Origin of the sequence: Micropruina sp. (assembly GCF_047602385.1) — a bacterium.
Classification (GTDB): Bacteria; Actinomycetota; Actinomycetes; order Propionibacteriales; family Propionibacteriaceae; genus Micropruina.
In genome coordinates, this window is the sequence record NZ_JASGHL010000005.1 from 486,580 (window position 1) to 506,340 (window position 19,761).

Annotated in this window: 20 protein-coding genes and 1 pseudogene; 12 read left to right on the forward strand and 9 right to left on the reverse strand. The window is 71.0% G+C overall.

Annotation, left to right across the window (positions count from 1 at the left end):
* Positions 1–32 precede the first annotated feature (32 nt).
* From QM711_RS17750 to QM711_RS17770, 5 genes and pseudogenes are all read left to right on the forward strand, one after another.
* Complete coding sequence (locus tag QM711_RS17750) at positions 33–398, forward strand: hypothetical protein (protein WP_415101776.1); 366 nt, start codon at positions 33–35, stop codon at positions 396–398.
* Positions 395–955 carry a hypothetical protein gene (locus QM711_RS17755; protein ID WP_415101778.1) on the forward strand — a complete coding sequence of 187 codons (561 nt, stop codon included), beginning with the start codon at positions 395–397 and terminating at the stop codon, positions 953–955. The genes QM711_RS17750 and QM711_RS17755 overlap by 4 nt, the downstream gene beginning before the upstream one ends.
* Positions 952–1,152, forward strand: a pseudogene (locus tag QM711_RS17760) (NAD(P)H-binding protein); the annotation flags it as partial. The gene QM711_RS17755 and the pseudogene QM711_RS17760, both read left to right, overlap by 4 nt.
* Positions 1,153–1,175: 23 nt before the next feature.
* Positions 1,176–1,919 carry an NAD-dependent epimerase/dehydratase family protein gene (locus QM711_RS17765; RefSeq protein ID WP_415101780.1) on the forward strand — a complete coding sequence of 248 codons (744 nt, stop codon included), beginning with the start codon at positions 1,176–1,178 and terminating at the stop codon, positions 1,917–1,919.
* On the forward strand, positions 1,916–2,692 hold the full coding sequence (locus QM711_RS17770) for a DUF4386 family protein (RefSeq protein WP_415101782.1): 777 nt from the start codon (positions 1,916–1,918) through the stop codon (positions 2,690–2,692). Before QM711_RS17765 ends, QM711_RS17770 begins: the two co-directional genes overlap by 4 nt.
* Here QM711_RS17770 and QM711_RS17775 read toward each other — a convergent pair.
* From QM711_RS17775 to mptB, 3 genes are all read right to left on the reverse strand, one after another.
* Positions 2,607–4,895, reverse strand: coding sequence for a prephenate dehydratase domain-containing protein (locus QM711_RS17775; RefSeq protein WP_415101784.1), 2,289 nt, complete (start codon positions 4,893–4,895; stop codon positions 2,607–2,609). The genes QM711_RS17770 and QM711_RS17775 overlap by 86 nt on opposite strands.
* A 151-nt stretch (positions 4,896–5,046) precedes the next feature.
* Positions 5,047–5,781 carry a hypothetical protein gene (locus QM711_RS17780; RefSeq protein ID WP_415101786.1) on the reverse strand — a complete coding sequence of 245 codons (735 nt, stop codon included), beginning with the start codon at positions 5,779–5,781 and terminating at the stop codon, positions 5,047–5,049.
* A gap of 20 nt (positions 5,782–5,801) precedes the next feature.
* The gene (gene mptB / locus QM711_RS17785) at positions 5,802–7,376 is read right to left on the reverse strand and encodes a polyprenol phosphomannose-dependent alpha 1,6 mannosyltransferase MptB (RefSeq protein WP_415101788.1); all 1,575 of its coding nucleotides are present in this window, start codon (positions 7,374–7,376) and stop codon (positions 5,802–5,804) included.
* A gap of 354 nt (positions 7,377–7,730) precedes the next feature.
* Between mptB and QM711_RS17790 the strand changes: the two genes are divergently transcribed.
* Positions 7,731–8,543, forward strand: a complete 813-nt coding sequence (locus tag QM711_RS17790) for a fructosamine kinase family protein (RefSeq protein ID WP_415101790.1) — start codon at positions 7,731–7,733, stop codon at positions 8,541–8,543.
* Positions 8,544–8,815: 272 nt separating this feature from the next.
* Here QM711_RS17790 and QM711_RS17795 read toward each other — a convergent pair whose 3' ends face one another.
* Entirely contained in the window at positions 8,816–9,679 is an 864-nt protein-coding gene (locus QM711_RS17795; RefSeq protein ID WP_415101792.1) for an Fpg/Nei family DNA glycosylase, read from the reverse strand.
* Positions 9,672–10,388, reverse strand: a complete 717-nt coding sequence (gene aat / locus QM711_RS17800) for a leucyl/phenylalanyl-tRNA--protein transferase (protein ID WP_415101794.1) — start codon at positions 10,386–10,388, stop codon at positions 9,672–9,674. Before aat ends, QM711_RS17795 begins: the two co-directional genes overlap by 8 nt.
* Positions 10,389–10,662: 274 nt before the next feature.
* Here aat and QM711_RS17805 point away from each other — a divergent pair, with 274 nt between their 5' ends.
* Positions 10,663–11,340, forward strand: coding sequence for a hypothetical protein (locus QM711_RS17805; protein WP_415101796.1), 678 nt, complete (start codon positions 10,663–10,665; stop codon positions 11,338–11,340).
* Positions 11,341–11,353: 13 nt separating this feature from the next.
* On the opposite strand, the gene QM711_RS17810 is transcribed toward QM711_RS17805, so the two are convergent.
* The 4 genes from QM711_RS17810 to QM711_RS17825 all read right to left on the reverse strand — a co-directional run bounded on the left by QM711_RS17810 (position 11,354) and on the right by QM711_RS17825 (position 15,131).
* Positions 11,354–13,321, reverse strand: coding sequence for a GTP-binding protein (locus QM711_RS17810; protein WP_415101798.1), 1,968 nt, complete (start codon positions 13,319–13,321; stop codon positions 11,354–11,356).
* A gap of 158 nt (positions 13,322–13,479) precedes the next feature.
* Positions 13,480–13,896 carry a type II toxin-antitoxin system VapC family toxin gene (locus QM711_RS17815; protein ID WP_415101800.1) on the reverse strand — a complete coding sequence of 139 codons (417 nt, stop codon included), beginning with the start codon at positions 13,894–13,896 and terminating at the stop codon, positions 13,480–13,482.
* 7 nt (positions 13,897–13,903) lie between these two features.
* The gene (locus QM711_RS17820; RefSeq protein ID WP_415101802.1) at positions 13,904–14,131 is read right to left on the reverse strand and encodes a FitA-like ribbon-helix-helix domain-containing protein; all 228 of its coding nucleotides are present in this window, start codon (positions 14,129–14,131) and stop codon (positions 13,904–13,906) included.
* A gap of 58 nt (positions 14,132–14,189) precedes the next feature.
* Entirely contained in the window at positions 14,190–15,131 is a 942-nt protein-coding gene (locus QM711_RS17825) for a helix-turn-helix transcriptional regulator (protein ID WP_415101804.1), read from the reverse strand.
* 83 nt (positions 15,132–15,214) lie between these two features.
* On the opposite strand from QM711_RS17825, the gene QM711_RS17830 reads away from it, so the two are divergent.
* From QM711_RS17830 to QM711_RS17850, 5 genes are all read left to right on the forward strand, one after another.
* Entirely contained in the window at positions 15,215–15,892 is a 678-nt protein-coding gene (locus QM711_RS17830; RefSeq protein ID WP_415101806.1) for an alpha/beta fold hydrolase, read from the forward strand.
* 177 nt (positions 15,893–16,069) lie between these two features.
* The gene (locus tag QM711_RS17835; protein WP_415101808.1) at positions 16,070–16,840 is read left to right on the forward strand and encodes a VTC domain-containing protein; all 771 of its coding nucleotides are present in this window, start codon (positions 16,070–16,072) and stop codon (positions 16,838–16,840) included.
* Positions 16,841–16,868: 28 nt separating this feature from the next.
* Positions 16,869–17,399, forward strand: coding sequence for a DinB family protein (locus tag QM711_RS17840; protein WP_415101810.1), 531 nt, complete (start codon positions 16,869–16,871; stop codon positions 17,397–17,399).
* Positions 17,400–17,519: 120 nt separating this feature from the next.
* Entirely contained in the window at positions 17,520–18,326 is an 807-nt protein-coding gene (locus QM711_RS17845) for an SGNH/GDSL hydrolase family protein (RefSeq protein ID WP_415101812.1), read from the forward strand.
* 53 nt (positions 18,327–18,379) lie between these two features.
* On the forward strand, positions 18,380–19,729 hold the full coding sequence (locus QM711_RS17850) for an FAD-dependent oxidoreductase (protein ID WP_415101814.1): 1,350 nt from the start codon (positions 18,380–18,382) through the stop codon (positions 19,727–19,729).
* The last annotated feature ends 32 nt before the right edge of the window (positions 19,730–19,761 follow it).

Below are 19,761 nucleotides of genomic sequence, written 5' to 3' on the forward strand. Positions count from 1 at the left end.
TCAGCGGTTCGTCAGCGGTGGAGGTGACGCTGATGGACATGAATCGAACGCGACGAGATGCGGACGCCGACGACATCCTGCTTCGCCGGCTGATCGGCGGCGACCCGGCGGCGGGCGCTGACCTCGTCCGGGCGTCGGCCGGTTCGGACTCGGTCGGTCTGCTGGTCGCCGCCGGCGTGCTGGCCGGGGACTCGGCCCCGCTGCGTCGAGCCGCCGCCCTGGCCACGTCCACCCGCGAGCGGCAGCTGGTCGCGCTCGCGCGGATGCGGCTGGAGGGCCAGGCCGAACTGTTCGACGCGCTGATCCGCGACCACCTGGCCAGCTACCCGGATCACCTGCTGGCCGCCTGGCTCGCCGGGCAGCGATCCACCGATCCCAATGAAAGGAAACTTCGATGACCCTCACTCAGGCACCACCCGCCAAGCGGCTCCGGCCGCTGCTGCGCTGGACAGTCTCATTCGCCGGCTTCCCGCTCGGCGGACTCGCCGCGATGCTGCTGGTCGGTCCCGTCGACTCGCCAGCCGCCGCCGTCCTCGGCGGCCTGCTGACCGGAGTCGTGATCGGCGTCGTCCAAGCCTGGGCGCTCCGACTCGGCCGGGTGGACGCCGTGGCCTGGGTGGCCGGCACCGGCGCCGGCCTCGCGCTCGGGCTGATGGCCGGGGCGTTGCTGGTCGGCTTCGGCACCACGCTGCCTCAGTTGGCGCTGCAGGGCGCGGTGTCCGGGGCGCTCGTGGGTGTCGGCCAGGCCGTCGTCCTGGCCCGCCGGGCCGGGCCACTCGCCGCTGCCTGGCCGGCGTATCTGGCCGCGGCCTGGGCGACCGGCTGGGCGGTGACCACCGCGATCGGCGTCCAGGTGGGCGACCGGTTCACCGTCTTCGGGTCGATCGGCGCGCTCGTCGTGACCGCCCTGACCGGCGTCCTGCCGATCATCCGCGGGCGGGAGCAGCGGTCATGACCCGGCACATCGTCTTCGGAACCGGCCAGATCGGCCGCCACCTGATCGACGCGCTGGTGTCGGACGGACACGAGGTGACCGCGGTCAATCGCAGCGGCCGCGGCAGCGTCGCCGGTGCCCGGGTGGTCGCCGGCGACGCGACCGATGCCGCGTTCACCACGCGCGTCTGCCGCGGCGCGGACACCGTCTACTTCTGCCTCAACGCCGCCAACTACGCGCGTTGGCCGCAGGAGTTCCCACCCTGCAGCGCGGCGTGCTGGACGGCGCCGCCGCGGCCGGCGCCCGGCTGGTCGTACTGGACAACCTGTACGCCTACGGCCCCAGCGGCGGCCGGCCGCTGGTCGAGACGATGTCCGCCCGTCCCAGCTCGGCCAAGTCCGCGACGCGGGCGGCGATGACCGCCGCACTGCTGGCCGCGCACCACGCCGGACGGGTACAGGTGGCGATCGGCCGTGCCTCGGACTACTTCGGGCCGGGCGTCACCCAGTCGGCGCTCGGCGACGCGGTCTTCGGTGCGGCCGTCCAGGGAAAGACGGCGCAACTGATGGGCGACCCGCGCCAGCCGCACTCCTACTCCTACGCACCGGACGTCGCGGCCGGCCTCGTCCGGCTCGGCACCGCGGACGGCGCGACCGGGCAGATCTGGCATCTGCCGGTCACCGAGACCCGGACGATCCGTGCCACCGTCGAGGCCGTCTACGCCGCCGCCGGCACTCCGCCGCGGCTGCTCGCCGCCGGGGGATGGCTGCTGCGCGCGATGGCGCTGTTCCAGCCGGCGATGCGTGAGTACCTGCACACGCTTTACCAGTTCACCGAGCCCTGGGTGGTCGACGACAGCAAATTCTGGACCGCCTTCGGCGACCACTCCACGCCGCTCGACCAGGCGATCCGCAGCACGGTCGCCTGGTACCGCGAGCGCCTCCATCAACCCGTCCAGGCCCGACTCAAGGAGCACACGCCATGACCACCACCACGACTCTCGAGCGCCGCCGCGGCACCGCGCGGAAGGCCGCCCTCGCCCTCGCCGTTGCAGCGGCCCTGGCCATCGCCGGTTTCACCGCCCTCGGCGCGGTGTTCGACTATCCACAGATCCTCAAGCGCCCGACCGAGGAGATCCTGGCGCTGTATCGCGCACACCAGGCGGCGATCAGGCTGTGGTTCGCGGCGCTGGCGATCGGTTCGGCGCTGCTGGGACCCGCCGGGGTCTGGCTGGGACGGCTGGCCGGCGGCACGCTGGGCCGCTGGATCGCCGGTACCGGCATCGCCGCGGCCGCCGTCCAGGTGATCGGGTTGCAGCGCTGGGTGTTCCTGGTGCCGGCGATCGCCCGCGACGCGCTCGACCCGGCGCAGCGGGCCGCGGCCGAGGCCCGCTTCGAGTTCCTGCACAACCTGCTCGGCCGGGTGATCGGTGAGACGATCGGCTACGCGCTGACCGCGACCTTCACCATCCTGGTCGCCGTCGCACTGGCCGGGACGGTGCTGCCGCGCTGGCTGGCCGTCGCCGGCCAAGCCGCCGCCGGACTGATCGCCACCGGCGTGCTCGCTCCAGTCCTCGGCATCGCGACGCTGACCAACTTCGCCGGCTACGTGCTGTGGTGCGCGTGGCTGCTGGCGTTGGCCTGGCTGCTGATCCGGCGGACGACCGTCTCCGCTAGCCGGGAGTCGGGCGAACCACCGGCGTCCGCGGCGACCACGGCACCACGCCCAGGTCGCGGACGCCGTCCGGCAGATCGGTGAGCGGCCGGCTGGTCACCCACAGGCAGTGGCCGGCGGCGTCGGTGAGCAGTTCGTCGAAGCCGGGGCCGCGTCCGACCAGCGGGGCGATCGCGGCCACCGAGGGCGCCAGCACGATGCCGCGCAGGGTCGGGTCGGAGCCGTCCCGGTGGTCGTCGAAGGCGCCGGGCTGGCCGACGATCACGAACCGGGTGATCGAACCGGACAGGTCGTCGATCTCGCGCTCAACCACATGCACGAACGGATGGTCCGCCTCGGCACCGGACGAGGCCAGCGCGATCGCGGGACCGTCCGCCGCCGACAGCAGGGCCAGGGCGTCCGCGGTGGAGGGGCACGGTTGCGGCACCAGTCCCCAGCGCCGGACGAACCCAGTGCACTGGGCGAGCGCCTGCGGATGGCTGAACACCGGGGCGCCGCGCAACTCGGCCAGCACCACCGGCGCCGCCGCGTAGGCGTCGAACCGGACGGCGACGTCCACCACCCCGCCGGCGACCACCGCGACGTCCGAATCGAGCAGCGCCCGGGTCGAGCGGGTGACCAGGCCGGACGCCGAACTGGTGATCGGCAGCACGCCGAGCCCGCCGTCCCGGGTGGCGGCCAGCACCGCGTCGAAGGACTCCACCGGTTCGATCCGGACGTCGTGGCCGCCGGACCCGGTCAGCCCGACCGCGAATTGCCGGGCCGCGTTCTCGGAGAAGGTGCCGGGCGGACCGAGGTAACGCAGCGCGAGCCCGCGGGCCCGCACCGGACGGGCCACCCCGTGCGGCCACGCGTAGGCAACCTCGACGGCCCGGCGGAGCCGTTCGATGGTTTCGTCCACGTCGAGATCGGCCCGGATCGCGGTCCGGATCACCACCGCCCGCTGACCGGTCCGCACCGCTTCGGAGATCAGCACGACCTTCGCGATGCCGCGCTGCTCCCCCACCACCGACTTCACCCCGTCGCCGGCCACCGACTCCGGCACCAGGAAGCGAATGTCCCGCAGGACGTGACCGAGCCAGCGGTCGAGGGCCACTTCGAGTTCGGCGTCGGCGAGCACCTCGACGTGCCCGATCCCGAAGCGGGTCCGGACGGGTTTGCCGCGGCGCCCGAGCCGGGCCGCGTTGCGCACGCCGGGGCCGTCCAGCAGCACGGCGCTGCCGGATGGCCCGATCAGCAGCTCCTCGAGCACCAGGTGCACCGGGGTCAGGTCGACCAGCCGTCCGACCCGGAGCTTGTCGGGACGCCCGGTCGGGTGCAGGCCGACCAACCCGCCCAGCCGGCGGACTCGGGCCAGCGCCGCCCGCTTCGACTGGCCGGCGGTGAGCGTGGCGACCGCAGTGTTGCGGACGGTGTCGAACAACGCACCGCTGAACCGGTCCCGGGTCGCTGCGATCCGGGTGACCAGGCCGTCGCGGGACTCGGCCGCCGCGCTGATCGACGCCACCGCGGCGGTAAGTTCGGTGGCCGCCACCGCGCCGTCCACGCTGGCCTGGATGTGCGCCAGGCTGAGTTCCTGGTTCTCCTCCAGCAGGCTGACCGCCAGCCCGAGCAGCGCCTCGAAGAGCGGCGTCCGGGCCGCCCAGAGCTCATCGGTCAGGTCGAGGCCGCTGTCGGCGATCGCGGTGACGAAGCCCAGCAGCGCCTGCTGGGTGAGCGCCAGCACATAGGTCATGATCCGGTCGTGCCGCGCGGCCGGCAGCACCGTGTAGATGCCGCCGCGGCTGGTGATCGCCTCAGCCAGCCAGCCGGTCGATCCGCCGCGCACCTCGCTGGCGCACACCGTCTGGCCGTCGAGGGAACGCGCCGCGGTGTCCATCAGCGGGTGCAGTACGACCGCCGTCCGGGCGGGTACCGCGTCCAGCACGCCGAGCGCCCAGCTGAAGCTCGCACCCACCATGATCACCGGCGCATCGGCGGGCAGCAGCTCGTCCACCTCGCCGAGCACCTCGAGGGCGGCGCCGTCGGGAACGGCGATGCAGGCGATGAAACCCGGCTCGGCCAGTTCGGCGCCGACCTCGTCGAGCGTGCCGATCACCACCGGGGTCGCGCCGTAGGCGGTGGCGGCGCTCTCCAGCAGTTGCGTCGAGGCGGCGGTGTCGACCAGCACCACCCGTTGCCAGGGCAGCTCGGCGAACAGATGGTCGGAAAGCCAGCGGCCCATTCCCGCAGCGGCGCCGACGACGAGCAGCCGCGTCACGCCACCGGGCTGCGCTGTCTGGGTCACCCGGTCATCTTAGGGAAGCGCCGATCAATCATGTCCCCTGCTGCAGCGCACCCGGTGGGCGATCTGCGCCCCCTTCTCTTGCCCGATGACCCGGAAAGTCTCTTGCGCCCGGTGACCCGGAAAGCCGATCAGTCGTCTTCCGGCTATGCCGTCAGCCGACCGCGACGATGGACGCCGCCGCCCGGTCCATCGCCGGGAAGTGTCCGGACGCCCCCGGATGATTCGGCCGCACCTCGATGTAGGCGAAGTGCCGCCCGTTCGGCAATGCGACCAGAAGCATCGACAATTCGACCCGCTCGACGGCACCTGCCAGTCCACCGGTCACGGTCGCGCGCGCCCAGCGCGCCGGATACTGCCCGATCGCCGTCTCGGGATCGCTGCGGACGTCAGCCACCCGCAGGTCCGAGAGGGCCCGGTAGAGTCGCCGGCCGAACTCGGCGAGCACGCCGCGCCCGGTGGCGTCCAGGTCGCCGACCACCACCGTCTTGGGCTCCAGATCGGCGACCAGGACGCTGATCGGCAGGTTCTTGTCCGGCGTCCAGCCGCGATCGTCGCTCACCCCGCAGAGCGTCACCTCGGCGAACAACCCCTTGGTGAAGGTGGCCGGGGCCACGACGAACGGCTTGCCGGGCAGCTGTCCGGACAGATACGGCTCGACGCTCAGCCGCCGGCTCAGCGGATCGACGCTGACCCGTTGGGCGGGCTGACGGGGCATCGTCGAGGCCGGCCCCGGGGTGGGCGCCGGGACTGTCGGGGCCGGCAGCACGGGGCCGCGAGCGGCGCCGAGCACCCCCAGCGCGAGGGTGACCAGCACCACCGCCACAACCAGAGACAGCGCCACCGACCCGGCTCTGCCGAGCCTGGGTCCGCCGTCCGCCTGACTCATCCGGGGAGTGTAGCCGGAGGTCAGGGCGCGGCCGGGCGTCCACGGAACCGCCGCCAGGCGTCCCGCAGCAGGCTCAGCCGGGGCAGTTCGCCACCCTCGGAGCGCCACCACCAGACCACCCAGACGATCGCCGCCATCTGCGCGGCCGTGCACAGCACGTCCCGCATCACGAAGCCGGCGATCACCACGCCCGGACCGAACTCAATCACCCGTCCCGCCACATAGGCCAGCGAGAGCCAGGTGCCACGCCACATGGTGATCACGTCCAGCCGGTTGGCGGCCATCAGCGCCAGCGGCACCCAGGTGATCAGGTCGTACCAGCTGAGCGTGTAGGGCGAGGTGATCAACCAGGCCGCGGTGAGCAGCGCGGCGGTCCGCACGGTGATGGTGAGCGGATCGCGGCGCGGATCGGTCCCGGGTGGGGCACCTGGGGTCGTCACCCAGGGCAGCACCCGGGACAACATCCAGGCGATCGTCACCATGCCGGCAGTGCCGAGCAGGCTGATGATCCGCCGGGTGGTGCCGTCGCCGATCGTGATCGTGCCGAGCCCGAGCAGCCATTCCGCCCAGGAGCCGGCCGAGACGTAGGAGGTGTTCCGGGCCGCCGCGAACAGTGCCTCGGGGGCGAACAACCCGTAGCCGAGGCCGATGGTGACCGCCGCGGCCAGGCACAGCTGGATCAGCTTCCACGGCTGGTGCCGGTAGCCCCACACCATCGCCAAGCCGTAGTAGACCAGCGAGACCTTCACGCAGCCGGCCAGCCCGATGCCGACGCCGGCCAGCCAGGCGTTGCGCCTGATGAACCAGAGCCCGACGACGGCGAACACCAGGGTCAGCGGCTCGTTGTGCGCCTGAGCGCAGATCGACCAGATCATGATCGGGTTCAGGATGGTGAACAGCACCGCACGGGTTTGGACGGCTGGGTCACCGTGGGCCATCTTGACCGCGATGAAAGCGATCGCCAGGAACGGCAGCAGCGCGAACATCTGCAGCCAGAAGACGACCTGATGCATGCTCTCGCCGCCGAGCGTCGCTGCCAGCCACTGGCTGAACGTGGCGATCGGGCCGTAGACCGACGGGGTGTCCTGCCAGGGCGCCTCGACCCAACGCATCACCGGGTCGTACTCCTGCCGGATGATATTGCCGGGCGCGATGTCGTAAGGGTTCCAGCCGAGCACCATCAGCCGTCCGTAGGCGGCGTACATCAGCACGTCGGCCGAGGTCAGCGGCGGCACCAGGGACGTCACCAGCGACAACGCGGCGCCGAGCGCGAACAACCGGTGAATGCTCGGGCGCCAGCCCGAATCGACCGCGCGGTAGCAGATCCACAACCCGATCGACCCCGCGGCGAGACCGAGCCACAGCGACAGCACCGCCACCCACTCGTTCAGGCTGACCAGCCCGGACGGCAGGTACCACGGCGGCATGAAGGACGAGCGCGGCCCCAGTCGCAAGGTCACGGCCGAGGGCCCCATGAACGCGACCACGATGGTGACCAGGGTGGCGGCGATGATCAGCCGCAGGCCCAGCCGAGCGTTCTTGGTCCAGCTCTGGTCGAGGATTGCGCGTGCCCGATCGACCAGCGCGCGCGACATGGGTTCCTCCGGGGTAGACAGCATCGCCGAGACTATCCGGCGAGCCGCATCCGCCCCCAGCGGACGCGTCCGGTCGAGATCATCATGTTATCGACTGCGGTCATCATGGATGTTGTCGACTGCGGTCATCATGGCCGGCGCTCAGCAGCGCGATCGGCGTCGTCTGCTGCCATCCGGGTCGGCGACGGCTCACGTCGACCCGACCACTGAGCGCTCGTCAGCTGGCGACCGATTTCAGTGCCGGGCTGCCTGACCAGGCGAGACGACGCCCGAATCGGTCGCCAGCTGACGTTCGGGGTCGTCAACGCATCCTCGTTCGGCGACCGGCCGAGCTCCCTGCGCTAACGTGCGGCGATGGACGCCGCGACGACGCTGGACGGCTGGCCGGCGGGGTTGCCGGCGCCGGCGACGCTGGAGCCGTTGGGTGGTGGCTGGGTGGGACACACCCGGCTGGCGACGCTGAGCGACGGACGCCGGGTTGTGGTCAAGGACTGTCCCTACCCGGCGGCGGTCGAGGCCGACGGGCTGGCGGCGCTGCGCAGGGCCGGAGTGCCCACCCCTGAAGTCTTGGCGGTGGCGGATACGCGGCTGGTGCTGGAGTACCTGGACGGTCCGCCGGACTGGGCCGGGCTCGGGACGGCGGTGGCCAGGATGCACCGCTGCACCGGTCCGCGTTACGGCTGGCACCTGGACAATCGCGGCGGACGGTTCGTCCAGCCCAACGGCTGGCTGGACGACTGGCCGACCTTCTTCGCCGAACACCGCGTCCGCACTCACCTGAGCGATCCGGCGATACCTGCCGCGATCGTGACCCGGCTGCAGCGGGCCTGCGACGGCCCGATTCAGGAGTCGCTGCCGAGCCGTCCGGTTCCGTCGCTCACCCATGGCGACCTCTGGCTGGGCAACACCGTGGCCGGACGGTGGGTGATCGACCCGGAGGTGTCCTTCGCCGACCGAGAACTCGACCTGTCCTGCATGCTCGGATCCAGCACCCACCCGTTTCCGCCGGAGTTCTGGGAAGCGTACGAGCACGACTGGCCGATCCCGGACGACTTCGACGACCGCCGCCGAGTGCTCGGGCTGCACCACCGGCTGTTGCAGGTGCGGCACTTCGGCGACCGCAGCGTCCCCGCCCTGCTCGCCGACCTGGACGCCCTCGGCTGGTGACCGAGGGGACGGTTCTCCTGGTAACTGGGGACGGTTCTCCTGGTCACCGGGGACGGTTCCCTTGGTCACCGGGGACGGTTCCCTTGGTCACCAGGGACGGTCCTCCCCGGTCACTGGGGACGGTTCCCTTGATCCACTCTTGGTGACCAAAAGAACGTCCCCTCGGTCATGGACGCCCTCGGCTGGTGACCAAAAGAACCGTCCCCAGTGACCAGGAGAACCGTCCCCAGTGACCAGGAGAACCGTCCCCTCGGTCCAGAACCGAGGCGACTTTACTTCAGCAGTTTGGACATCCGCCGGTCGGCTAGTGGTTTGCCGCCGGTTTGACAGGTGGGGCAATACTGCAGCGACGAATCCGCGAACGAGACCTCGGCGATAGGAGTCCCGCACACATCACAGGGTTCACCGGCCCGGCCGTGCACTCGCAGCCCGATCTTCTTCTCGCCCTTCAACTCCTTCGCCGCCCGTCCGACTGAGCGGGCGATGGCGTCGTGCAACTCGTCCTTGATCGCCGCGAACAGCCGGGCATGCTCGTCGGCCGACAGGGCGTTGGACGGCTTGAACGGGCTCAGCTTCGCGGCGTGCAGGATCTCGTCGCTGTAGGCGTTGCCGATGCCGGCGATCACCCGTTGGTCGCGCAGCACTCCCTTGAGCTGGGCGCGTCCGGCCTTGGTCAGGATCGCCGCCAATGCGTCGGAATCGAACTCGTCGGCGAGCGGGTCGGGCCCGAGGCTGGCCAGCATCGGCACCTCCTGCGGGTCGCCCACCACATAGACGGCCAGCTTGCGCTGGGTGCCCATTTCGGTGAGGTCGAAGCCGGCGCCGTCGGCCAGGACCACCCGCAGGCTGAGCGGTCCGCGTCCGGGACGGGCGGGCTTGACCGGCATTGCGTCCCGCCACTGCAGCCAGCCGGCCCGGGCCAGATGAAACACCAGCCAGCTGCCGGACACATCGATAGCGATGAACTTGCCGTAGCGGCGCACCTGTTCGACCTCACCGCCCTGCAGTGCCGAGAGCGGCAGCTGGAAGGTCTTCAACGCGCTGAACGCCAGCAGTTCGGTGCGGGCGATGGTGGCGCCGGTCAGCTTGTCGGTCAGGAAGGACCGCAGTGCCTCCACCTCGGGCAGTTCAGGCATGGTGGGCCTCCCATCCAGGTTCGGTCAGCGCGCGTTCGGCCGTCCAGTCGGGCGCCGGCAGGGCTAGCAGCTCGTCCAGTGTCGCCAGGTACTCGTCGCGGTCGATCTCGATCACCCCGAGCGAGCCCAAGTGATCGGTGCGCCACTGGACGTCGATCAACCGCTCAGGTCCGTCGTCGCGTTGCATCGCCCGGACCAGCCGCAGCAACGCCACCTTGGACGCATCCCGCCCGATCTCAGGATCGTGGAACATCGACTCGCCGGCGAACAGACCGCCCAGCGACACCCCGTACAGCCCACCGGCCAGCCGCCCGTCCGGCGTCCAGGTCTCGACGCTGTGCACCACCCCGCGCTCGTGCAGCAGCGTGAACGCGTCGACGATGTCGTCGTCGATCCAGCCGTGCGGACGGCTGGGGTCGGCGCACCTCGCCAACACCTGAGGGAACGCCGCATCAACGGTGGTCAGATAGCGTTTCGCGGACTGGCGCAGCGACCGGGTGAGCCGGACGCCGTCCGGCAGCAGCACACCGCGCCGCACCGGCGACCACCAGCCCATCCGGGCCGGGAACCACGAGTTGTGTAGGGGCATCGGGAACACCCCGCAGCGGTAGGCCAGCACCACCAGGTCCGGGTCGAGCTCGTCGGAGAGCCCGATCAGGTCCTGCGCCGGCCAGTCCCGCGGCGGTCCGAAGATGCCCGGGCGACTCATTGCACGATTGTGCCATCCGGCACAGACGATTCCACCGACCCGGGCATCCGCGCTTCGATCGCTCTCGCGGACGCCGGACCTGCCGAGGATGCTGTCGCGAAGTGGACCGAAAGAACCGTCCCGGCGGACCACTCCCGGAGAAAAGTGGACTGAAAGAACCGTCCCCGCGGTCCAGATTGCCGGCCCAGGGATGCCGCGGGGTCACCCCGGATAGCCGGGGGGTGAGCCGTGAGTAGGGTGGACGGCGCAGCCCGCGACACCCAGGAGTGACCGCATGTCCGCTCAAGAACCCAGCTCCACCCCGGCCACCGGCAAGACCCTCGTCCAGCGCGCCCCCGAGGTCGCTGGCAACTGGCTCCGGCAGATTCTCGAGTTCGCCATCGACGGCTACATGACGATCCCCGGCGCCAAGGACGCGGCGGCCCGGGCGCTGCAGTCCCGGGGCGACCACGAGGCCGCGCTCGACAGCCTGATCCGGCAGCACGTCGGACTGGCCGGCGCCCAGGGCTTCCTGACCAACCTCGGTGGCCTGATCACCCTGCCGGTGGCGCTGCCGGCGAACCTGGCCGGGCTGGCGATCGTCCAGATGCGGATGATCGCCGGCATCGCCCACCTGCGCGGTTACGACGTCAACGACCGGCGGGTTCGGTCCGCGCTGACCCTGACCATGCTCGGCGAGGACGAGGTGCGCAAGCGGGTCGCGTCCGGACGGCTGCCCAGCACGCCGATGGGCGTCGCCACGGCGCCGGTGTTCGACCCGGCCCTGGAGCACGCGGTCAGCGAACGCGTCTTCGGCGACCTCGGCACCAAGATGGCCGGCAAGCATGTCGTGGTGCAGGTGGCCAAGCGGATCCCGCTGGTCGGCGGGGGCGTGGGTGCCGCTGCCGACGGCTACTTCACCTACGCCTTGGGCCAGTACGCCCGGCGCGAGTTCATCCGCCGGCGCGGCTGACCCGGCAGCCTCCTCAGCGGGGTCGTTCGCGGCACCAGGTCTCGGCATCGAGCGGATCGGGGCCGACCCGGTTCCGGACGGGTGGCGTCCCGATGACCGGCTGGTCGTGGTCGATCTCGGTCTGCAGCACGCCTTCGCCGCGGGTCAGGTCCGGCAGTCCGCGGGCGAGTTCGAGCAGCCGGCGGGTGGGCACAGTGCCGGAGAGCACCAGCCGTTCGCCGTCCTGCATCGTCTGGGTTATCAGGCCCTCGGACTGGCCCAACGTCGCGATGACAGCGGCAAGGCTCCCCACCGGGATCTCGAGGGTGAACCGCTCGATCGGCTCGCAGACCTCCGTGCCGGCCGCGGCGAGCGCCCGGTGCACCAGCATCGGCGCGAGGTTGCGGAAGTCCGCGCCCACTGACGACATGGCCTTGCTGAACTTCTGGTGCGCGTGGCTCTGCCGCGGGTAGTAGCCGGTCCGGGTGATCGTCACCACCGCGTCCGGCACCGCCCAGCCGAATCGGCCCTGGGCCAGGCCGGCCCGGACGCCCTCCCAGGCCGCCTCGAAGAAGGCCGGCGGCATCGATCCGAGCTCGGCCTCCAGTCGCCGGCACAGCCCGGCCCCCGCCAGCGCCGGCTCGACCCGGACGCCGAGCGTGGCCAGGTAGGGCGTCGTCGACTCGGTGATCAGGTGGACCGCCTCACCTGAGGTGAGCACCCGTTCGACATGGACGATGCTGGTGTCGCTGAACCGCGTCCGGACGCCGAACTGCTCGGCCAGCAGGCTGCCGATCACCTCCTTCTGCACCTCGCCGTACAACGAGACGGCGAGTTCACCACGGTCGGGGTCGACCCGCAGGTTGATCAGCGGATCGGATTGCGCCAGTTCGGACAGCGCCCGGTTCAGCGCGCCGCGCTGACCGGCGTCCACCGGCTCGACGATCGCCTCCAACCCCGGCGCCGGGAACTCCCGGGTCACCCGTCCGGCCAGCGGGGCACCGATCCAGTCGCCGACCCGCAACGCGTCGACTCCGTGGAGAGCGGCCACCTCACCTGCCCCTACCCGGTCGGCAGGGACGAATCCCTCGGCCGCCGCGCGGCGCAACCCGGTGATCCGCCGCGCCCGCTCCCCGCCAGCACTGACCTGCTGACGGAGGGCGAGCTCGCCGGCGAACACCCGTGCCCACGCCGTCCGGCGTCCCCGGTCGTGGTCGACCTTGAACACCAGCGCGGACGGGGCGGACGCGGCTGGCCGCGCCCACGGCAGCAGCGTCGGCAACGCGTCCAGCAGGTCCCGGACGCCGGCCCCGGTCAGCGCCGAGCCCGCCAGCACCGGCACCAGCGCCCCGCGGCCGACCAGCCGCCGGGTCAGCTGCGCGAGCCGATGACGGGCGGGGCAGCGGTCGTCGACCACCTCAGCCAACAGTTCGTCGTCATGCCGAGTGAGCACCTCGAGCACGGCGTCCGCGGTCAGTGGCACCGCTGTCGCTGCGGCGTCCGGACCGCCCTCGGCTCGAGTGCCGGACAGCACCATCACCTCGCCGACGCCCCTCACGAGCCGGCGGCGCACCTCGTCGACGACCCGGCCGGCGTCGGCGCCGGCCCGGTCAATCTTGTTGACGAAGAGCAGCGTCGGCACCTTCAGCCGGCGCAGCGCCCGCCAGAGCACGACCGTCTGCGGCTGGACGCCCTCGACCGCCGAGATCACCAGCACGGCGGCGTCCAGCACGGCGAGGCTGCGCTCCACCTCGGCGATGAAGTCGGAATGGCCGGGGGTGTCGATCAGGTTGATCTGGGTTCGGCCGCGGACGAACGACGCCACATTGGTGCGGATGGTGATGCCGCGGCGGCGCTCCAACTCCATCGAGTCGGTCCGGGTGGTGCCGAGATCGACCCGGCCGAGGCGGTCGACGGTGCCGGACTCGAACAGCAGCCGTTCGGTCAGGCTGGTCTTGCCAGCGTCAACGTGGGCGAGAATCCCCAGGTTGAGGAAGTGCATGCGGGTGCTCCAGGAATGGTCGGACGATCAGGGCAGGGGCAACCCGTGCAGCCATGACCGGACCTCCTTCCTGGGCACTCCGACGCCACCCGGCGTCCGCGGAAAGCATCACAAACCAGCTGGCCGAACGCAAGCGTTCCGGCGGAATGCGCCGGCTATCAATGGGGTTCCCAAGGATTGATGCATGCGACGCCAAGCGGTTCGAAGTGCCGGGCGTTGCGGGTGACCACAGTCATGCCGGCAGCCTCAGCCACGGCGGCGATGAGCGCATCGTCCAGTGGCGCATGCTCAGGCACCCGGTAGCCGGCCAGAATCCGCGCGGCAGCGAGGTCGAAGGGCAACACCCGTCCGGCGAACGCCACCAACACCTGATCGGAGAACCAACGACGCAGGATCTCGCCCTGGCGCGGGTCTGTTCGCTCTCTCGCGAACACGCCGCGTTCGATCTCGGCAAGGACCGTCGCGGTCACGAATTGATCGACCGCCGGCACCGAGGACGCCCACGCCTCCACCGAGGGACTGCGACCTCGAACCCTGAGCGCCGAGACGACATTCGTGTCCAGGATGTAGCGCATGGCGAACTCAGAGTTCAGGGGTGTGCGCGGTCAGCCCGAGCCGCCCGGGTTCGAACTCGATGTCGGCACTCTCGTTAGACACGAGCAACTCGACCATCGTCAACGGATCGTGCGCGAGTGCGTCCGCGAGGATCCCCCGCGCTTCGGCCTCCACCGACCGGTGATGCTGTGCGGCGCGCACCTTGAGGGCGGCCTTGGTTCCTTGGGGCAAATTGCGAATGAGGATCTGCTCCACATCAACCACCTCCGATATCACTGCGATGATATCGGAGGAAATCCGATGGTCAACGGGGTCAGCGCACCGCGCCGGCGAACCGCTCAGCCAACACCCGCACCGCGGCTCGCAATTCGGGGCCTTCCTCGACCAGGAACGGGAACGGCACCTGCGCCAGCCACTCCGCGGCATACATCTGCGGGTCGCTGGTGGTGCCGGTCAGGACGCATTCGTCGCCGTCGGCGTCCAGCGTTCCCATCGGGGCGCGCAACCAGGGCCGGACCCGTTCGGCAGGCCCCTGGAACCGGACCCGGGTGGACAGCGCCCAGCCCTCGCCGAGACTGCGTTCCAGCACGGCGACGGCGTCCAGGTCGGCCGGCACCTGGGACGGGGTGCTGAGCAGATCCACCGAGCCGACTCGGTCGACCCGGTAGCTGCGCCGTTCGCCGGCGGAGTTGCGGCAGAGCAGGTACCACAGGCCGTAGCGCACCACAACCGCCCAGGGGTCGATGTCGCTGGTCCACTCGTGCCCGGCGGCGCTGCGGTAGGCGATCCGGACGCAGCGGCCGGCGGCCACCGCCTCGACCAGCCGTGACGTGATGGTCACGTCCGGGCGCGGCATCGTGGACGGCGCGGCCGCGATGTGCTGCCAGAACTGGCCTGCGGGGCGTCCGACCGAATCGGGCAGCGCGCGCAGCAGCTTGGCCACCCCGGTTCCGGCCATGCTGTCTGGGGCCGGTGCGCCACCGGGCGAGTCCAGCACCGCCATCACCAGGGCCAGCGCCTCGGGACCGCTGAACACCACCGGGGGCAGCCGGACGCCGCGTCCGACCTGATAGCCGCCATAGGGACCGGTGGTGCCGGTGACCGGGATGCCGGCCTCACGTAGCGTGCCCACATAGCGCCGGACCGCCCGCTCGGTCACCCCGAGCCGATCGGCGAGTTCGGCGGCGCGGATGCCGGGTCGCTGGTGGATCAGGTCGAGGGTGCGCAGCGCACGGGCGGTCGGGCTGGCGTCCATGCCGATCATCGTAGGCAGGTTGCGGACGCTGATCGTCCGGATACCTGCCTAGCGTGGTGCGCAGTCGACCCGAAGGAGAAGCGATGAGTGACATTGTTCTGATCGGCGGCCTCTGGCTGACCCCCGCGATCTGGGACGACGTGGTCACCGAACTCGACCGGCTCGGCCACCGCGGCCTGCCGGTGGCGCTGCCCGGTCAGGGCGACGGCAATACCGCCGCCACGCTTGATGACCAGGTCGCGGCCGTACTGGCCACGGTGGACGGCTGCGCCGAGTCGCCGGTAGTGGTCGGGCATTCGGCGGCGGCGTCCCTGGCCTGGATCGCGGCCGATCGGCGTCCGGTCGCCCGGGTCGTCCTGATCGGAGGCTTCCCGGTCGCGGACGGCGCCGCCTACGCCGACTTCCTACCGATCGTCGACGGCGCGATGCCGTTCCCCGGCTGGCCGGCCTTCGAGGGCCCGGACGCCGCCGACCTCGACCCCGGCACCCGGGAGCGGCTGGCGTCGGCGATGATCCCGGTACCAGAGGGGGTCGCGCTGGGCACCGTCCGACTCGGGAACGACGAGCGCTACCAGGTGCCGGTGACGCTGATCTGCCCCGAGTTCACCCCGGACGACGCGCGCGGCTGGCTCGCCGCCGGTGACTTGCCCGAGTTGGCGAAGGCCAAGCACCTCGACCTGGTCGATCTCGACTCTGGACACTGGCCGATGGTCACGCAGCCGGTTGCGCTGGCCGACCTGCTGAGCCCAGCGAGCGCCTGAGTGACCAGGAGAACCGTCCCCAGTGACCGGAAGAACCGTCCCCGGTGACCGCGGGGACGGTTCTCTTGGTCACCGGGGACGGTTCTCCTGGTCACTCGAGTCGGGTTTCGCCCGCTCACGGGAGGTTGCCCAGCACAGCACAGCCGACGCACAGCGGCGGACGATGTGCTGAGGAACATGATCACCGCAAGCACTGGACTGTCCGTCGCCGCCCTGCCCAGCATCGATCTCGACGAGTTGATCGCGCGGGGCAGCCTGCTCACCCGCACCGACCGCAAGTATGCGTTGAGTACGGCGGACGCCGCGATGGCCCTGGAACTGGTCGACCCGACCAGCACCCGGGTGCTGGAGATCGACGGCGTGCAGAACCTCGGCTACACCTCGGTGTACCTGGACAGCGCGGGCCTGGACACCTTCCTGCTGGCCGCTCGCGAGCGCCGGCGGCGGTTCAAGGTGCGCACCCGTCGCTACGAGTCCAATGGGGCCGCGTTTCTGGAGGTGAAGACCAGGCTCCGCGAGCAGACCGTCAAGCACCGGCTGCCCGGCGAGCACCTGATCGACGGACGCCTCGGCGAGGCCGGCGCGGGGTTCGTCGCCGAGACGCTGCGCGACGCCCGCGTCCGCAACGTCGCGGTCGGCGCGCTGACGCCGTCGCTGCGGGTGGACTATCGGCGGGTCACCCTGTTCCACGAGCCGACGGCGTCCCGGGTGACGATCGACACCGGGCTGACGTGGTGGGACGTCCGCACCGGGGGGTGGCTGAGCCGTCCGGAGCTGGCGATCATCGAGACCAAGTCGGCCGGCCGTCCAGCCGGCATGGACCGGCTGCTCTGGTCGCTGGGGCACCGTCCCGACCGGATCTCGAAGTACGCGACCGCGCTCGCCGCGATGCACCCGCACCTGCCGGCCAACAAGTGGCGTCGGGTGCTCAGGCAGCACTTCCGCTGAGAGCGCAGGCGCTCACTACACTGCCGCGATGACCGAACTGATCGCGCCGCCGCTCGCCGGGGACGAAGTCGCCACGCTACGTGGCCTGCTCAACTTCCAGCGGGACGTGTTGCGCCGCAAGACCGAGGGCCTCAGCTCCGAGCAACTCGCCCGGACGATGCCCGGGCATCCCTCCACCATGACGCTGGGCGGGCTGCTCAAGCACACCGCGGTGGTCGAGGCCGACTGGCTGGTCGGGGTCTTCCTGGGCGAGCCGATCGGCGAGCCGTGGGACTCGGTGGACTGGGCGGCCGACCAGGACTGGGAATGGCACAGCGCTGCGGACGACTCACCGGCCGAACTGCGAACGTTGTTCGACCAGACCGTCGCCCGGGCAGACGCGGTGCTCGACGCCGCGCTGGGCAGGCCCGAGGGCTTGGACACCCTGGCCGCACGGGAAGGCCGTCACGGCAGGGTCAGCCTGCGCTGGATCCTGACCCACCTGATCGAAGAGGAAGCCCGGCACCTGGGTCATGCCGACCTGCTGCGCGAGGCGATCGACGGCGGCGTCGGAGACTGAGAACCCAACTCTGCACAGCGCCCACCAGCCCCTACGTCGCAAGGGGGCAGAATTGCCACCTGTCTGGGGACAGCGTCACGGTGCGAATCTCGCCTCGCCACGGGAGGGGAAGGGTTCACCATGTCCATGTTCCGCCGGGCCTGCGCGAGTCTGGTCGCCACGCTCGCCCTGATCGCCCTCGCGGCGCCGGGGGCGTCCGCGCACACCGTCGAATACCGCAAGCCACCCAAGCTCAGCTACGTCGCACTCGGCGACTCCTTCGCCGCCGGGGTCGGCGCCGCGCCGGCTCAGGACGCCTGTCTGAGTTCAGCGTTGGCCTACCCGCGGCTGATTGCCAGGTTCGCCCGGATGGACCTCACCATGGCTGCCTGCGCCGGCGCCACGTTGACCGACGTGACCAACAATCAGCTTTCGGCGCTCAAGCCGTCCACCGACTACGTGACCGTCCAGGCGGGCGGCAACGACATCGGGTTCGAGCCGATCCTTCGGCTGTGCGGGCTGCCGGGCAATGACGCCACCTGCATCGGCGCCGTCAAAGTGGCGGCGGCCGAGCTGACTTCGAGCAAATTCGCCGATGATGCGCGCACGCTGTTCGCCGGCGTCCGGGCGCGCGCACCCAAAGCCCGGGTGATCGTCGTCGGCTACCCACGGCTGTTCAGCGGCAAGGACTGCAGCCCGCCGGCAGAGTACTCCGCCGCCGAGCAGAGCGAGATGAACGCCACCGTCGGGCTGCTGAACCAGCGGCTGCGGCGGATCGCGTACTCCGTCGGTGCCCGGTTCGCGGACCCGACCGCGGCGTTCGCCAACCATGCCTGGTGCGCCAAGCGGTCATGGATCAACGGCCCGGAACACGTGGTCGCCTTCCATCCGAACGCGCTGGGACAGCTGCTCGGCTACGCCCCTGTGGTGGCGCGGAAGTTCTTCTGACCTCGGGGTTCGGCGGAGCCGGGCGAGGGCGTTCCGGCCGGTAGGGTGCGGCCATGCCGGAACCCCGTTACCGCGTCGCGATCGTCGGCGCCGGGCCGTCCGGGCTGTTCGCGGCCCAGTTCCTGACCGCGCGCAACGACATCGACGTCGACATCTTCGACCGGCTGCCGACGCCGTACGGGCTGCTGCGCTACGGGGTCGCGCCGGATCACACCTCGATCAAGGCGGTCGCGCACGCGCTGGCCCGGGTGTTCGACAGTCCGGCCGTCCGGTTCCTGGGGCTGGTCGCGGTCGGCCGCGACGTCACCCGTGAAGAACTGTTGGCCGGCTACGACGCGGTGATCTATGCGCTCGGGGCAAGTGAGGACCTGCGGATGGGGGTGCCCGGCGAGGACGCGGTGGGCAGCCGGTCGGCCCGCGAGTTCGTCGCCTGGTACTCGGGCCATCCGGACGCCGAGCCGCAGTCGCTGACCGGGGTCACCCAGGTGGCGGCGATCGGCGTCGGCAACGTCGCGGTCGATGTGGCCCGGATCCTGATCAAGGAGCCGCTGGCCCTCGACGTCACCGACATGCCGGCGGACGTGCTGGGCGAATTGCGCCGGGCCCGGGTGAGCGATGTCTGGGTGATCGGACGGCGCGGCCCGCAGCATGCCAGCTTCACCACCACCGAGTTGCGGGAGCTGTGCCGGACGCCGGGCGTGGCGGTCAGTGTGTCGCCGGACGCGTTCGACGGCATCGACGAGAGCCTGCTCGACCGGCGCACCAGGGCGAACGTCGCCGTGCTGCGCGAGGCGTCAGCGGCCGAGACCCCGTGGCCGCGGGTCCGGCTGCACTTCCTGTTCTGGCGGCGTCCGGTGGAGGTGCGGGGTGACCCGGTCCGGGGACTGGTCGTCGAGCGAACTGCCCTGGACGCGTCCGGCCGGCTCGCGGGCACCGGCGAGATCGAGACGCTCGACGTCCAACTGGTGCTGCGGGCGATCGGCTACCGAGCCGTCCGGCTGCCCGGCGTGCCGTTCGACGAACTGCTCGGGGTGATCCCGTCCGAGCACGGCCGGGTGCTCGACGGCGACCGGCCGGCCCCTCGCGAGTACGTGGTCGGCTGGATCAAACGCGGCCCGATCGGGGTGATCGGCACCAACAAATCCGACGCCCGCGAGACGGTCGAGCAGCTGCTTGCTGATCTGGCCGTGATGGGTCCGCGCAGCGACCGGATCGATCTTCTCGATACCCTCGCGGCAAGGGGTTTCGTGCCGTCCAGCTATGCCGACTGGCAGCGGATCGAAGCCGCCGAAGCCAATCGTGGGGCGTCCCATGCGCGCGAGCGGATGAAGATCGAACTGTGGCACGAACTGCTCGACCTGGTGCAGTCGGAGCGCCCGGGGGGCCCGATCCCGCCGAACTGAGCGGCGGAGTTATCCACAGATTTCAGATCGGC